This window comes from Mesorhizobium sp. M1A.T.Ca.IN.004.03.1.1, from assembly GCF_003997555.1.
Lineage (GTDB): Bacteria > Pseudomonadota > Alphaproteobacteria > Rhizobiales > Rhizobiaceae > Mesorhizobium.
Map to the genome: position 1 here is coordinate 464,978 of NZ_RZTV01000001.1, position 15,865 is coordinate 480,842.

The 15,865-nt window shown below is 64.8% G+C and carries 7 protein-coding genes and 1 pseudogene; 6 read left to right on the forward strand and 2 right to left on the reverse strand.

The features are described from left to right. Both EOD29_RS35770 and EOD29_RS02205 read right to left on the reverse strand, forming a co-directional pair. Window positions 1–2,042 (reverse strand): annotated as a pseudogene (locus tag EOD29_RS35770) (translocation/assembly module TamB); the annotation flags it as partial. Beyond that, entirely contained in the window at window positions 2,042–3,970 is a 1,929-nt protein-coding gene (locus EOD29_RS02205; protein ID WP_127245823.1) for an autotransporter assembly complex family protein, read from the reverse strand. The gene EOD29_RS02205 and the pseudogene EOD29_RS35770, both read right to left, overlap by 1 nt. A gap of 278 nt (window positions 3,971–4,248) precedes the next feature. Here EOD29_RS02205 and EOD29_RS02210 point away from each other — a divergent pair, with 278 nt between their 5' ends. From EOD29_RS02210 to cysW, 6 genes are all read left to right on the forward strand, one after another. Further along, entirely contained in the window at window positions 4,249–9,729 is a 5,481-nt protein-coding gene (locus tag EOD29_RS02210; protein WP_127245824.1) for an alpha-2-macroglobulin family protein, read from the forward strand. A gap of 163 nt (window positions 9,730–9,892) precedes the next feature. Beyond that, window positions 9,893–11,983 carry a penicillin-binding protein 1C gene (gene pbpC, locus EOD29_RS02215; protein ID WP_127245825.1) on the forward strand — a complete coding sequence of 697 codons (2,091 nt, stop codon included), beginning with the start codon at window positions 9,893–9,895 and terminating at the stop codon, window positions 11,981–11,983. 100 nt (window positions 11,984–12,083) lie between these two features. Next, the gene (locus EOD29_RS02220; RefSeq protein WP_164763697.1) at window positions 12,084–12,782 is read left to right on the forward strand and encodes a M15 family metallopeptidase; all 699 of its coding nucleotides are present in this window, start codon (window positions 12,084–12,086) and stop codon (window positions 12,780–12,782) included. A gap of 200 nt (window positions 12,783–12,982) precedes the next feature. Further along, a complete protein-coding gene (locus EOD29_RS02225) occupies window positions 12,983–14,011 on the forward strand; it encodes a sulfate ABC transporter substrate-binding protein (protein WP_127245827.1) in 1,029 nt (342 codons plus the stop codon). A 109-nt stretch (window positions 14,012–14,120) separates the two neighbouring features. Further along, window positions 14,121–14,972 (forward strand): sulfate ABC transporter permease subunit CysT, encoded by an 852-nt coding sequence (gene cysT / locus EOD29_RS02230; protein ID WP_066990552.1) that lies wholly within the window; start codon window positions 14,121–14,123, stop codon window positions 14,970–14,972. Further along, entirely contained in the window at window positions 14,965–15,849 is an 885-nt protein-coding gene (cysW, locus tag EOD29_RS02235) for a sulfate ABC transporter permease subunit CysW (protein ID WP_067328919.1), read from the forward strand. Before cysT ends, cysW begins: the two co-directional genes overlap by 8 nt. Window positions 15,850–15,865: the final 16 nt, after the last annotated feature.

The window sequence follows — 15,865 nt, forward strand, 5'->3', positions numbered from 1 at the left end:
GGAACGGCCAGCGTCAGCGTGCCAACCGGCAGGAACTGGTCGTCGAGCGCGAGGTCGCCCGAAACCTTGTTGTCGCCGAGTGCAAGGCTGAGGCCCCTGATCGCGCGCTTGCCGGCGGCGGACACCAACGACGCCTCGATGTCGAGCGGCTGTTCCTCGACGCTGCCCGTCAGCGAGATATCGGCCGAGGGGTTGGCGATGTCGGCTTTGCCCTTCGCCGAGAGCTTGATGTCCTTCACCGTGCGGCCGGCCGCCGTCAGGCTGGCGCTGTCGGCCGACACCGAGAAATCCGGCGCCCAGCGCGGACCGCTGGCGGTTAGCGCGAAATTGACCCCGCCGGCAAGCGGCGTGCCCGCCAGCGACGACAGCGCCGATACATCGCCCAGCGTTCCCTTGACGTTTGCCTTGATATCCGAGCCTTGCGCGCTGGCGGTGCCGCTGGCGCTGAGCGAGCCGGAGGTGAGTTCCAGCTCGTTGGCCGCGAAAGCGCCTTCCGGATCGCGGGTCGCGGTAGCCGAGAATTTCACCCGTTCGCCAAGCAGCGAGCTGATCTGCGGCGGCAGCGCCTTCGATACGGCGTCGGCGTTCATCTTCAGCGTCATCGACAGGTCGGCGAGCGAGACGCCGGCGGTCAGCGCTGCATTGAGCGCATCGCTGCGCAACGTGCCCTGGTCGACGGTGACGGTGTCGCGGCTGATCGAACCGGCGAGATCGGCGGCTAGCTTGCCCGTCACCAGCGGCGCCAGGGTCGCCACGTCGGTCTTCAGGCCGGCGGCCGCGAGCTTGACATTGACCGGCCCGGTGCGGGTCGCGACGTCGAAGCCGTCGGAATGGACCTGTCCCGTCACATTGTTGAGCTGCGTGCCGCCGACGGCGATCGAGGCCAAGGAGGTGCCGATGTCGACTATCGGCGCCTTGCCGTCGCCAAAGGCGCGTGCGGTCGCCTTCTCGACCGCGACCAGGATCGGCACCGCGCTGGTGCCGACGTCGATGGTGACGGGCTTGTCCTTGGCGGAGAGCTCGACGGCAAGATCGCTGGCGCCCTTCGGGTCGACATTGCCGGTGGCCGTGCCGTGCACGGCGCCGCTCTCTACAATTGCGCGCTCGATATCGATCCCGCCTGTCGTGGTCGCCGTCCCGGCCACGTCGAAATTCGTCTTGCCGGCAAACAGCGACTTGAACTTCTCCGGCAGGAAGCGCTCGAATTCGCCGTCGCCTTTGGCCTCGATATAGTGGCCCCTGTCGCTCAACTGATGGCGGCCGGTGAGCTGGGCGACGATCTGACGGTCGACAACGAACGTGCCGATGCCGTTCCAATTGGCGAGCGGCCCCGTGCCGGAGACGACGATATCAACGGGGGGCGCATCGGGGAGCTTGAGCATATTGGCGATGATGCCGCCGGCCGGCTCCGACGCCTTGAGATCGAGGTCGAGCTTGTTGTCGGCCGGCGCGAAACGGACCTTGGCGTCGACATTGCCCTGCTTGCCGTCGCGGCGGGCGACTTTGAGCACCGTGTCGATCGCCAGCGGCGATGGATCGGCCTTGAGCGAACCCTTGGCGGCAAGTTCGGCAATGCCGCTGCCGGCGAGCTCTTGCCCGAGCGCGATCTCCGGCAGCTCGATCTCTTTGACGTCGATCGAGACCGGCAGACTGTTCGATGCGCCTTGCGACGGCTGTTGGCCGGCTCGTGGCAGCCGCGCCAACTCGATGCGCTCGGCTTCGATGCGATCGGCGCTGAAGTTGCGCGACAAAAGCGCCGTCGGCGACCAGTCGAGCGCCACCTTGCGCGCCACCAGCCAGGGCCCCGTGCGATCCTCCAGCACGACATGATCGAGCCTGAGCTGACCGGACCAGATGCCTTCGATACCGCTGACGGTGATCTTGCGGTCCTCGGTCGAGGCCAGCTTCGAGATCAGACCGGCGAGATTCTGACGACCGCCTTCGGTGCCGGTCAGCACGGCGAGGGCGCCGATCGCCACCACCAGCAGCAGGAGCAGCGCGTAAAGGCAGATACGAAGGATGCGCCAGAATATCCTCATCATCAGAACGCCTGACCGATGCCGGCATAGAGGCCGAAATGCGGATCGCCCGGATCGCGATTGAGCGGCACGGCGGCGTCGATGCGCAGCGGCCCGAATGGCGTAAGATAGCGCAGACCGACGCCGGCGCCGACCTTGACGTCGGAGAAATCGGGGAAGGATTTGATCGAGACCGTGCCGGCATCGACGAACGGAACGATGCCGATCGTGTCGGTGACGGCCATGCGCATCTCGACCGAGGTCTCGAACAGGGACAGGCCGCCGATCGGCTGGCCGTCGATGTCCTTCGGGCCGATACCTTGATAGGCATAGCCGCGCACCGAGCCGCCGCCCCCGGAATAGAAGCGCCTGTCGGCCGGAACATTCTGCAGCCCGGTGCCAACGATCGAGCCGAGCGTGGCGCGTTCGGCGAGGACGAATCTGCTCGCCGTATCGAGCGACTGGTAAGCCGAGCCTTCGCCCTTCAACTTGAGGAATGTCGCGCCGTTCAGAATGTCGTAGCTCGGCTCGGCATAGGCGAGCGCCCGGAAACCCCTGGTCGGGTTGAGCTTGTTGTCGCGGCTGTCATAGACATATTGCAGCGGAATGCTGGCGATCAGATAGGTGTGCTTGCCGAAGGCGTCGGTGATCCTCGAGTAGTCGAGGTCGAATTCAGCCGAGACCCGCTGCCTCTTGTCGAGGTCGTAGGAGACTCCAACGTCGCCCTTGACCGAGAAATGGTCATAGGCGTCGGGGTGCTCCAACACGGTCTTGACGCCGGTGAAGAACTTGGATGTCGGCCCGAGCACCCCCGGCTTCTCGAACATGATGCCGGCATTGTAGTTGAGCGCGGAAATGCTGTTGCTGCCGATGCCGCTGATGGAGCCGTCGATGCGCAGCTTCTCTGCCTGGCCGAACAGGTTGCGGTGGCCCCAATAGCCTTCGAGCCCCAGTCCTTCCGTGTTCGAAAACGTGCCGCCGACGCCGAAAAAGCGCGGCTTGCGCTCGCTCACCTGGACGTCGATCGGAATGTTGCCTTGGGCGTCGAGGCTCTCGCCCTCCTTGATGGTCACGCTGTTGAAGACTTCGAGCCCGAGCAGCCGATCGCGGGCATCGTCAATCTCTTGCGGCGAATATTGCTGGCCCCGCTTTAGGTCGGTCATGTATTCGGTGAAGTCGCGATCGACCTTTTCGGTACCCTCGACGGTGGTGTCGCCATAGCCGGCGACCGGGCCGGCTGCGACCGTCAGTGTCACGTCGAGCGTCGAGGTGTCATGGTCTGCGACGATCTCGCGATCCGTCACCTGGGCTAGCGGTCTGCCCTCTTCCTTGAGCGCTCGCACGATCGCCGCTTCGGCCTTGAGCACGGCACCCGAACTGGCGTCGCCGCCCGCGATCAGGCCGAAATCGGCGCTCGCCAGGCCGGCCGCGTCGCCTTTCAGTCTGATGTCGCCGAGGGTGAATTTCGGCCCGGCGGCGATGCTGACGACCACCGGAATGGGCTGCGGCCCCTTGAATTCGGCGTCCGGCGGCAGTTCGTCGATGGACTTGCCCTCTATGGTGATGGTGACCACGCCCTCGTAGCGGGCGTCGGCATAAAGGGCGGCAACCAGTTGCTCGCGGTCGCTGCGCGCCTTGGCCATCAAGCCGAGCGACCCTGATACCGGATGCTCCTCGTCATTTTTGAGCGCCGAGGCATCTTCCAGCTTCTTGACCAGATCCTTGTCGGCATCGGGAGCGTCCATGGTCACCGAATAGCGCAGCGGATCGACGATGTCGGCATCCTCGTCCTTGGACGAGCCCCAAAGCTTGATGCCGAAAATCTCGAAAGCAGCCGCCGGCCGCGCTTCGCCGGCGAGCATGGCCGCGCAGACGAGCGCCAAAAGCAGGGCGCGCGGAAGCCCGCGCCCTGGCGCGATCCCTCCTGACATCTGCGTTTCATACGCCGGCATTACGCTAACCTAGACGACAAAACTAAAATTGGAATGAAGTTCTGAAACGCTCGTAAAGGGGCCACAATCCAATTGTCTGAAATAGACCGGGCTTGGAATTCACACCTTTTGCGCCTTCGCAAGAAAGCGTGAACCCTTGTCCCATGGAGGTTCTGTCGAAATACCGGCCTGTGGCCGGCATGGAAACCGTTGGCGGGTTGAAAACCTGCCGCGTTCGGCGTTGACAAGCCTGTTTGATGCTTGATCATGCCCGGACGCTGCAATGTCGGGAGGGTGATATGGCAATGCGCGCGGCTCGTGGTTTCTCGTTCCTCATTCTTCTGTTCTTTGCCTTGAGCGGGGCCGCGCAAGCGGCCGAAGCCCGGCGAATCGTGACGACTGACAATTCCGACTATTTCGGTTTCGACCTCAGGTCCGACCAGAATGTCAGCCTCGACCAATGCAAGACCACATGCCTCGGCGATCCCGCCTGCCGCGCCTTCACCTACAACACCAAGGCCAAATGGTGCTTTCTCAAATCCGACTACAATCAGCTGAAACCCTTCAGCGGCGCCGTCGCCGGCAAAGTCGCAAACATCGATGGCGACCCCGATATCGGCGCGCCGCCTCCACTTGCCTTCTTCCCCAACTGGATGGCCGATCAGGCCCAGCAGTTCCGCAACAAGCTGACCGATCCGGCCTATGACAAGCCGACCGAAGGGCTGGCCGCACTTCAAGCCGCGGCCGAGCAGGCAGCGCTGACCGGCGACCATCGCCTGGCCATGCAGAAATACCAGGCGGCGCTGTCTGTCCTGCCCGACGACGGCGCGCTCTGGCTGGCGCTGGCGCGCGAGACGCTCGGCGTGCAGCCGGCTTCCAACACCTCCGAACCCTCTACCCTGCCGGCAAACGTCACCTCGGCCGCCTTCAACGCCTATAAGCTGGTGCGCACGGCAAAGACCCGCGCCGAGGCGCTGGCGCTGCTTGCCGCCGGCCTCGACAAGCGCGACCTTTTCCGGCCGGCCATTCAGGCCTATGAGGCGAGCCTTGCGCTGGTGAACTCGCCAGCCGTGCAGGCCGACTACGCCGACCTCAAGGCACGCAAGGGTTTCCGGGTCATCGACCATTCCGTCGATGCCGATTCCTCTTCGCCGCGCATCTGCGCCCAGTTCTCCGAGGACTTGGTGAAGACCGGCGTCGACTATTCGCAGTTCGTCACCGTCGACAATGCCGCTCCCAAGGCTGTCGAAGCCAAGGACAAGCAGATCTGCGTCGAAGGGCTTGAACATGGCCAGCACTATGACGTGACCTTCCGCGCCGGTCTGCCGGCCGCCATCGGCGAGACGATTGCCGCTCCGGTCGTGCTGTCGATCTATGTCCAGGACCGCGCCCCGTCCGCCCGCTTCACCGGCGACAGCTTCGTGCTGCCGGCCGGCGCCCGCCGCGGCATTCCGGTCGTCACCGTCAACATGAGCGCCGCCAAGATGAAGCTCTACCGCATCGGCGACCGATCGCTGGCGCAGCTTCTGTCCGGCTACCAGTTCCTGCATCAGCTCGACGGCTACGACATTTCCACCATTTCCGACCAGATGGGCGAGCCGGTCTGGGAAGGCACGCTCGACATCGCCAACGACCTCAACAAGGAGGTCACCACCTCCTTCCCGGTCGACAAAGCGATCCCGCAGCGCAAGCCCGGCGTCTATGTGCTGACCGCCCAGCCGGTCGACGACAAGAGCGACGATTATGGTTCGCGCGCCACCCAGTGGTTCGTCGTTTCCGACATCGGTCTGTCCACTTATACCGGCCAGGACGGTCTCAACGTCTTTGCCCGCTCGCTGGGCTCTGCCAAGCCGATTGCCGGCGCCGAACTGACGCTGCTTGCCAAGAACAATGAAATCCTCGGCACGGCGACGTCCGACGCCGAGGGCCATGCCGTTTTCAACCCCGGCCTGACGCGCGGCGAAGGCGGCATGGTGCCGGCGGTGCTGATGGCCAAGCAGGGCGACAACGACTTCGTCTTCCTCGACATGGGCCGCGCCGGTTTCGATCTGTCGGACCGCGGCGTTGCCGGGCGTGCCGCGCCCGGCGCACTCGACGTCTATGCCTGGACCGAGCGCGGCATCTACCGCGCCGGCGAAGACGTCCATGTCGCCGCCCTTGCGCGCGACGGCGCCGCCAAGGCGGTCGAGAACCTGCCGCTGACCTTCATCTTCACCCGACCCGATGGCGTCGAGAACCGCCGTATCGTCAGCGACGGCGCTTCCGCCGGCGCCCATGCCGTCGATCTGTCGCTCGAGCCTAACGCCATGCGCGGCACCTGGTCGGTGTCGATCTACACCGATCCCAAGCAGGCACCGGTCGCCAGCCATATGTTCCTGGTCGAAGACTTCGTGCCGGATCGCATCGAGTTCGACTTGACGGCCGACAAGAAGGAAATCGCGCAGGGCGAGACCGCCAATGTCAGCGTCGACGGCCGCTTCCTCTATGGCGCGCCGGCCGCCGGCCTCGCGCTTGAAGGCGAGATGACGCTGTCGACCACGGACAGCTGGGATCGGTTCAAGGACTTCATCTTCGGTCTCGCCGACGAGCAGTCGGCCGAACCTTCGGTGACGCCTTTGGCCAACCTTCCCCTCGTCGGCGACGACGGCAAGGCGACCTTCCCGGTCTCGATCGACCAACTGCCCTCCACGACCAAGCTGATCAACGCCAAGGTCACAGTCCGCATGCGCGAAGCCGGCGGCCGTGCCGTCGAGCGCTCGCTCGACATCGCCGTCCATCCGGAAAAGGAGATGATCGGCATCCGCCCGGATTTCGAAGGCGGCGAGGTGCCGCAAGGCGGAACGGCGAAATTCAGCATCATCGCCGTCGATCCGAACGGCAAACGCGAGGAGCTGAAGGGCGCGCAGTGGTCGCTGGTCAAGGTCGAGCGCAATTACCAGTGGTACCGTTCGAACAATTCCTGGAACTATGAAGCGGTGAACCTCACCAAGGCCGTCGCCAACGGCCAGATCGACCTGAAAGCCGACGGCGAGGCGACCGTGTCGCTTCCTGTCGACTGGGGCCGCTACCGGCTCGAGGTCGAGACGGCCGACCCCGATGGCCCGGCGACCAGCTATGAGTTCGACGCCGGCTGGTACGTCGCCTCGACCACTACCGAAACACCGGACGGCCTGGAGATCGCTCTCGACAAGGACACTTACGCCGCCGGCGAGGTGGCCAAGCTCAAGGTGTCGCCGCATTTTGCCGGCGAACTCCTGGTCACCATCGGCGCCGAGAAGCTGTTGAAGACCGTCACCGCTTCGGTGCCGACCGGCGGCAGCACCGTCGACATCCCGGTCGGCAACGACTGGGGAGCCGGCGCCTATGTCACGGCGACTTTGTTCCGGCCCGGCGATGCGCAGGAATCGCGCATGCCGGCCCGCGCAATCGGCGTCAAATGGCTGACCGTCGATCCGGGTTCGAAAAAGCTCACTGTTGCGCTTACGCCGCCTGAAAAGACGGCCCCGCGCCAGCAGCTGTCGATCCCGGTCGCCGTCAGCGGCGCGCAAGCCGGCAGCAAGGCCTATGTCATGGTCGCCGCCGTCGATGTCGGCATCCTCAATCTCACCAACTACAAGGCGCCCGATCCGGAGGACTGGTTCTTCGGCCAGCGCATGCTGGGTCTGGAAATCCGCGACCTTTATGGCCGCCTGATCGACGGTTCGCTCGGCACCACCGGCAAATTGCGGACCGGCGGCGACGGCGCCAACATGCAGTCGCAGGGCAGCCCGCCGACCGAGAAGCTGGTCGCCTTCTTCTCCGGCCCGGTCGAGCTCGATGCCAACGGCAAGGCGCGGATCGATTTCGACATCCCGCAGTTCAACGGCACCGTGCGCGTCATGGCCGTCGCCTGGACCAAAGAGGCCGTCGGCCATGCTCAAACCGACGTCATCGTGCGCGATCCGGTGGTGATCACCGCCGGCCTGCCGCGCTTCCTGGCGCCTGGCGATGCCGCGACCATGCGTCTCGACATCGCCGACACCGACGGCCCTGCCGGCGACTACAAGCTGTCGGTCACCACGACCGGCGATCTCTCGACCGGCGACAAGCCCCTGCCCGAGAAGCTGACGCTTAGCCAGGGCAAGCGGCAATCGCTCTCATTTCCGCTGATCGCGCAGACGGCGGGCGACGCTTTGATCACCGTCAAGCTCGCGCATGACGGCGGAACCGAGGTCGAGCAGACGCTCTACCTGCCGGTGCGCCCGGCGCAGCTCCCGGTCACCAACCGCATGGTGGTCGACCTGAAACCCAATGGCGGCGCCTTGCGCGTCGACAAGGAGCTGCTCGCCGCAAGCGTGCTCGACGGTGCTTCGGTCAGCGTCGGCGTCTCACAGGCAGCCGCCTTCGACGTGCCTTCGCTCTTGATGACGCTCGATCGCTACCCCTATGGCTGCGCCGAGCAGACAACCAGCCGTGCCTTGCCGCTGCTCTATGTCAACGACATGGCAAAAAGCATCGGCATGGAGAGCGATCCGGACCTGCATGGTCGCATCCAAGATGCCGTCTACAAGGTGCTGAGCTACCAGGCATCAAGCGGCAGCTTCGGCCTCTGGGGCCCGGGATCCGGCGATCTCTGGCTCGATGCTTATGTCACGGAGTTCCTGACCCGGGCACGCGAGCAGAAATACGACGTGCCGGCTCAGGCGATGAACCAGGCGCTGAACAACCTGCAGAACTCGCTTGGGTATGACCAGGACGTCCAGGATCGCGGCAGCGAGATCGCCTACGCGCTCTATGTGCTCGCCCGCAACAAGAAGGCCTCGATCGGCGATCTGCGCTACTATTCGGACACGCAGCTCGAGTCCTTCTCGAGCCCGATGGCTGTCGCCCAACTGGCCGCGAGCCTGGCGCTCTATGGCGACACCCAGCGTTCGGAGGCGACTTTCCAGACGGCCTTGCGGCTGGCGCAGGCAAGCACCGAATACGACTATTATCGCTCCGATTATGGCTCGCCCCTGCGTGACGGCGCGGCGATGCTTGCGCTGGCCGCGGAATCGAAGCCGGTGCCGAGCATCGTGCCGCAGCTGATCAGGCTGGTGGCGCGTGAACGCGCCGACGCCCGCTGGACGAGCACGCAGGACGAATCCTGGATGCTCCTTGCGGCAAGGGCGCTGAAGGAAGGCAACAATTCGATCACGCTTTCCGTCAACGGCGCGCCGCATACCGGCGGCTATTCCGATCGGGTTGCCGGCAACGATCTTGTCGACAGCCCGCTCACCATCGCCAACACCGGCACCACGGCGCTACAGGCCGTCGTCACCGCGGTGGCGGCACCCGTCGAGCCGCTGCCGGCCGGCGGCGACGGCTTCACCATCGATCGTACCTACTACAGGCTCGACGGCACCGAGGCGAACATCACCGAGGCCAGGCAGAACGAACGCTATGTGGTCGTGCTCAAGGTCTATGAGCAGAACAAATGGCCCTCGCGCCTGCTGATCACCGATCTGTTGCCGGCCGGCTTCGAGATCGACAATCCGAGCCTGGTGTCCAGCGCTCAGTTGTCGAACTTCTCCTGGCTGGCGCAGACCGACGCCGCGCATCTGGAGTTCCGTGACGACCGCTTCGTCGCCGCCTTCAATCCCAACGAAGGCGACGGCGACCGCAACATCACGCTGGCCTATGTCGTGCGCGCCGTGACGCCCGGCACCTATGCCCATCCGGCGGCGACGGTGGAGGACATGTACCGGCCGCAATATTCGGCCCGCACCGCCTCCGGCATGATGGAGGTCAAGGCGGAGTAAGTATTCCGACGCTGGCGATCACAAACATGGCGATAGCGCTGCCCCTCATCCGCCTGCCGGCACCTTCTTCCCGTGAAAGACGGGGAGAAGGGACAAGCTCCAGCGCTGACGCCCCCCTCTCCCCGTCTTTCACGGGAAGAGGGTCAGGGTGAGGGGCAGCACCATGCTCTCCAAAAGATTTTTGCGGCGCGCTGCCATAACGGCAGCTTCCTCCGCCGCCTGTCTTGCCCTTTCCGTCGCCGCTCTCTGGCAGCTCGACCGCGCCTTCCCGTCGCCACTGCCGGCGGCGCTGACGGTCTCCGCCGAAGTGCAGGACCGCGACGGCGAACTCTTGCGCGCCTTCGCCACACCGGACGGCTACTGGCGGCTTGGGACCCGGCTCGACCAGGTCGACAAGCAGTTCGTCGACATGCTGGTCGCCTATGAAGACAAGCGCTTCTGGGACCACCGCGGCGTAGACATGCTGGCGCTTTGTCGCGCCGCTGGGCAGTTCGCCACCAGCGGCCACATCGTTTCCGGCGGCTCGACGCTCTCGATGCAGCTTGCCCGTCTGATCGAGCCGCGCGACAGCCGCAGCCTCGCCTCCAAGGCGAGGCAAATCCTGCGCGCCATCCAGATCGAGCGGCGTTTGTCCAAGCGCGAAATCCTCGAGCGCTACCTGACACTGGCGCCCTATGGCGGCAACCTGGAAGGCGTGCGCGCCGCCTCGCTCGCCTATTTCGGCAAGGAGCCGAAGCGGCTGACCGTATCGGAAGCAGCCCTTCTGGTCGCGCTGCCGCAGTTGCCGGAAAAGCGCCGGCCCGACCGCAACCTCGACATCGCGCATGCCGCGCGCGACCGCGTGCTCACCCGCATGGTCTCGGCCGGTCTGCTCAACGAACGGGAGGCAGCGCGCGCCGCGCTCGACCACGTCTCCGGCCTGCGCCGCAAGCTGCCGGCATTGGCCGCGCATGCTTCCTACGCCATGCTGCCCAAGGCTGAACCCGGCAAGCCGCTGCAACTCACCATCCGCCGCAGTGTTCAGCAAGGGCTGGAGCAGGTGGCGAAAGAGGCCGCCAGGAAGCTCGGCCCACGACTTTCCGTCGCCATGGTGCTGGCCGATGCGCGCACCGGCGACATACTCGGCGAGGTCGGCTCGGCCGATTTCTTCGACGCCAGCCGCTCCGGCTGGATCGACATGACCAAGATCGTCCGCTCGCCTGGCTCGACGCTGAAGCCATTCATCTATGGGCTTGCCTTCGAGCAAGGCCTGGTGGCGCAGGAGACGATCATCGAGGACAGCCCCGCCGACTTTGGCGGCTACCGGCCGAAGAATTTCGACATGGGCTACCAGGGCGACGTCAGCATCAGGCAGGCGCTGCAGCTGTCGCTCAACGTGCCGGCGATCCGGGTGCTGGACGCGGTTGGTCCCGCACGGCTCACGGCGCGCTTCCGCCAGGCCGGCGTCAACCTGGTCCTGCCGCTCAACGAGGCGCCCGGGCTGGCGATCGGCCTCGGCGGCGCCGGGGTGACTTTGCGCGACCTAGTGCAGCTGTATACCGGCCTCGCCAATGGCGGCAAGATGCACGCGCTGCATGACGGCACCGAGCCCGCCGATGCCGAGCGCATCACCGCCACTATCCTCGACGACCAGGCCGCCTGGCAGATCGACGACATCCTGTCCGGCGTGAAGCCGCCCGAAGGTGCGGCCCAGCGCGGCATCGCCTACAAGACCGGCACATCTTACGGCTATCGCGATGCCTGGTCGGTTGGCTTCGACGGCCGCTATGTGCTTGGCGTCTGGGTCGGCCGTGCCGACGCCGGCCCGGTACCTGGCCTCTCCGGCTATGTTTCGGCCGCGCCCATTCTCTTCGAAGGCTTTGTCCGCTCGGGTTTGGCCAGCGTGCCGCTGCCCGGCCGGCCGCCGGGTCTCTTCAATCCCAAACGCGAAGAATTGCCGGTGACGCTCGCCCGCTTCGGCGCCGGCTCCGACGGGCTGGTGCAGGCAACGCCGACTGAACCGGCGCCCACCATCGTCTTCCCGCCGGACGGGGCTCGCGTCGACCTCGGCACCAATTCGGCGGACGCTTCGCCGCTTGTGCTGAAGCTGCAGGGCGGCCGCGCGCCCTTCCGCTGGCTTGCCAACGGCAAGCCGCTCGCGGGCATCGACCGCCGCCGCACCGCGACCTGGCAGCCCGACGGCACCGGCTATTCGACGCTCACCGTTATCGACGCCGCCGGGCGCGCGGCCAGCGTGAAGGTTTTCGTTGAATAGAAGCGGGCAAGCGATTCGGCGCGTTGCGCCTTTCAAGGATCGAAAGGCACTTCTCTCGAGGCTTATTGCGAAGCACACCCGTCCTTCAGCGGGAGCAGCTATAATCCTCCCGGCACTGGCTCTCCTGGCTGCCTTCTCCGCCCACGCCGACCCCCTGCCCGCCGGATTCGTCCGGCTCGCCGATGTCGATCCGACCATTCGCCAGGACATCCGCTATGCCGGGCTGGGAAACTTCCTGCAGCGCGAGGTCGACGGCTACGAAGCGCCGGTCTGCATCCTGACCGCGCCGGCGGCGAAGGCGCTGTCCGGCGTCCAGAAAGCAATGACGGCCGAGGGCCTCACGCTGATCGTCTTCGACTGTTACCGCCCGGCACGCGCCGTCGCCGACATGGTCAGATGGACAAGGCAAGGCGGCCCGCCCGATCCGCAATGGTATCCGAAGGTCGAGCGCGGCGACCTCATCGCCGAGGGCTATGTCGGCGAACTGTCCAGCCGCTCGCGGGGCTCGACCGTTGACCTCGCCGTCGCTGAGCTTGACAAGACAAGCCCGGCTCATTCCGCTTGCGGCGCGACTGACGCCCGCACGCTCGACTTCGGCACCGGATTCGACTGTTTCGATTCGGCGAGCGAGACGGCCCACCGCCCGCTGCCCCTCCAAGCGACGGCAAACCGCACGATGCTGCTTTCGGCCATGCGCGCCGCCGGCTTCCGCAACTATGCGCGCGAATGGTGGCATTTCACCCTCGCCGACGAGCCGTTCCCAAAGCAGCGCTTCGATTTTCCGGTGACCGCCGACTAGGGCACAGGACTTGCCCGGATCGCGGCCGGTTCTAATTAGGCCCGCTGACGAGGAACCACGCTGCTGGCAAGTGAGGAAGATATTTCCTCGACTGGCCGCCCCTCGGCGAAAAATTGCTGCAAGAAGATGAAAAAGGCAACATTGAGTGCATCTAATTTCTATAAATTCGCTAGAGTTCGGGCCGTTCAACGGAGGCGGAAATGACCAACCCTCATTTCGGGAAACTGCTCGGCGCGCTGGTCGCCACATCTGTCCAGTTCGGCTCGCTCGGTTTCGCATTTGCCGATACGACCATTCTGAATGTGTCCTACGACCCGACACGTGAGCTCTACAAAGCCTATGACGAGGCCTTCGCCGCGCACTGGAAGGCGGAGACCGGGGAAACCGTTACCATCCAACAGTCGCATGGCGGATCCGGCGCCCAAGCGCGAGCCGTCATCGACGGTCTCGACGCCGATGTCGTGACGCTGGCGCTCGAAGGCGACATCAACGCCATTGCCGCGAAGACGAAAAAGATCAATCCGGACTGGCGCACGAAGTTCGAGAACAACTCGGCCCCCTACACCTCGACCATCATCTTCCTGGTGCGCAAGGGCAATCCCAAGGACATCCATGACTGGAACGATCTGGTGAAGGACGGCGTCCAGGTAATCACGCCGAACCCGAAGACCTCGGGCGGCGCGCGCTGGAACTACCTCGCCGCCTGGGCCTATGCCAATGCCAATGACGGCAATGACGAAGCCAAGACCAAGGAGTTCGTCGGCAAGCTCTATGCGAATGTCCCCGTCCTCGATACCGGTGCCCGCGGCTCGACGGTGACCTTTGCGCAGAAGGGGCTGGGCGACGTGCTGATCGCCTGGGAGAACGAAGCCTATCTCGCGCTCGATGAATTCGGCGCCGACAATTTCGACATCGTCTACCCGCCGACCTCGATCCTGGCCGAGCCGCCGGTCGCCGTCGTCGACGGCAATGTCGACGCCAAGGGCACCCGCAAGGTCGCCGAGGCTTATCTGAGCTGGCTCTATTCGAAGGAAGCCCAGACCATCATCGCCAAGAACCACTATCGTCCGGCCAAGCCCGACCTGGTGCCTGCCGAGGATCTCGCCAAGCTACCGGCAATCAAGCTCGTCACCATCGACGATCCGCAATTCGGCGGTTGGAAGAAGGCGCAGCCTTATCATTTCGGCGACGGTGGTATATTCGACCAGATTTACAAGCCCGCCCAATGAAGCATGGCGGCCATGGGCCGGATGAAACCTGATTGGGTCTATTGTACGAGTGCCCGAGCCGAGGCGAAGGGCACTCTGGTCTGAGTAAGAAGGGACGATCCAGAACAGCATGAACACAGCACCCGCCAAGGCGGGGTGGCGGTTCAGACAGCCGAGTGTCATTCCGGGCTTCGGATTGACGCTCGGCTTCTCGCTTGCCTACCTCACGCTCATCATCCTCATTCCGCTTTCGGGGCTGGTCTGGCGTTCGGCCGCGCTCGGCTGGACCGACTTCTGGGCGATCGCCGTCGACCGGCGCACTCTCAATGCGCTGAAGATCAGCTTCGGCACCGCCTTCCTGGCCGCCGCGGTCAACGTCGTCTTCGGCACCATCGTCGCCTGGGTGCTGGTCCGCTACCGCTTCCCCGGCCGACGCATCGCCGATGCGATGGTCGACCTGCCCTTCGCCTTGCCCACCGCAGTCGCCGGTATCGCGCTCACCACACTCTATGCGCCGAATGGCTGGATCGGCCAGCTTCTGATGCCGCTCGGCATAAAGGTCGCCTACACCCCGCTCGGCATCGTCATCGCCTTGGTGTTCATCGGCCTACCCTTCGTGGTGCGCACCGTCCAGCCAATCATGGAGGAGCTCGACAGGGAGGTCGAGGAAGCTGCCGCCACGCTTGGCGCCAACCGCTTCCAGACCATCACTCGTGTGCTCTTCCCGGGACTGGCGCCGGCCATCGTCACCGGCTTCTCGCTCGCCTTCGCGCGCGGTGTCGGCGAATACGGCTCGGTCATCTTCATCGCCGGCAACCTGCCCTTCAAGTCGGAGATCGCGCCGCTCCTCATCGTCATCCGGCTCGAGGAATACAATTACGAGGCGGCGACCGCGATCGCCGCGATCATGCTGGCGCTGTCCTTCGTGATGCTTTTGGTCGTCAACCTCGTCCAGACATGGAGCCGCAAGCGCTATGGCTGATCCCGAGATCAAATCCTACGAACCGCATCACGAAAGCCAGTCGGCCGCGGTGACCGAAAGCAGGCCGGTGCGCTGGGTGGCGATGGGAATAGCCTTCGCCTTCCTCGCCGTCTTCCTGCTTCTGCCGCTGATCGTTGTCTTCCACGAGGCGCTTAGCAAAGGCATCGGCGCCTACACGGAGGCGCTTGCCAGCCCCGACACGCGCTCGGCGATCCGCCTGACGCTGCTGGTGGCGGCGATCTCGGTGCCGCTCAACCTCATTTTCGGCATCTCGGCTGCCTGGGCGATCGCCAAGTTCGAGTTCAAGGGCAAGGCCTTTCTGACCACCCTCATCGACCTGCCGTTCTCGGTGTCGCCCGTCATTTCCGGCCTGGTTTATGTGCTCCTCTTCGGGGCGCAAGGCCTGCTCGGCGCGTGGCTGAAGGCGCATGGCATCGTCATCCTGTTCGCCGTGCCGGGCATTGTGCTCGCAACCATCTTCGTCACTTTCCCCTTTGTCGCCCGCGAGCTGATCCCGCTGATGCAGGAACAGGGCAATGGCGACGAGGAGGCGGCCCTGTCACTCGGCGCCAATGGCTGGCAGGCCTTCTGGTATGTGACGCTGCCCAACGTCAAATGGGGCCTGCTCTACGGCGTGCTACTCTGCAACGCGCGCGCCATGGGCGAGTTCGGCGCCGTGTCGGTGGTCTCAGGTCACATTCGCGGCCTCACCAACACCATGCCGCTGCATGTGGAAATTCTCTACAATGAGTATAACGCCGTCGGGGCCTTCGCGGTCGCCTCGCTGCTTGCCGGCCTGGCTTTGGTGACGCTGGTCTTGAAAACACTTCTGGAGATGCGCTACGGCGCCGAGATTGCCGCGACACGCGGACATTAGATGCATGCCGCCCGAA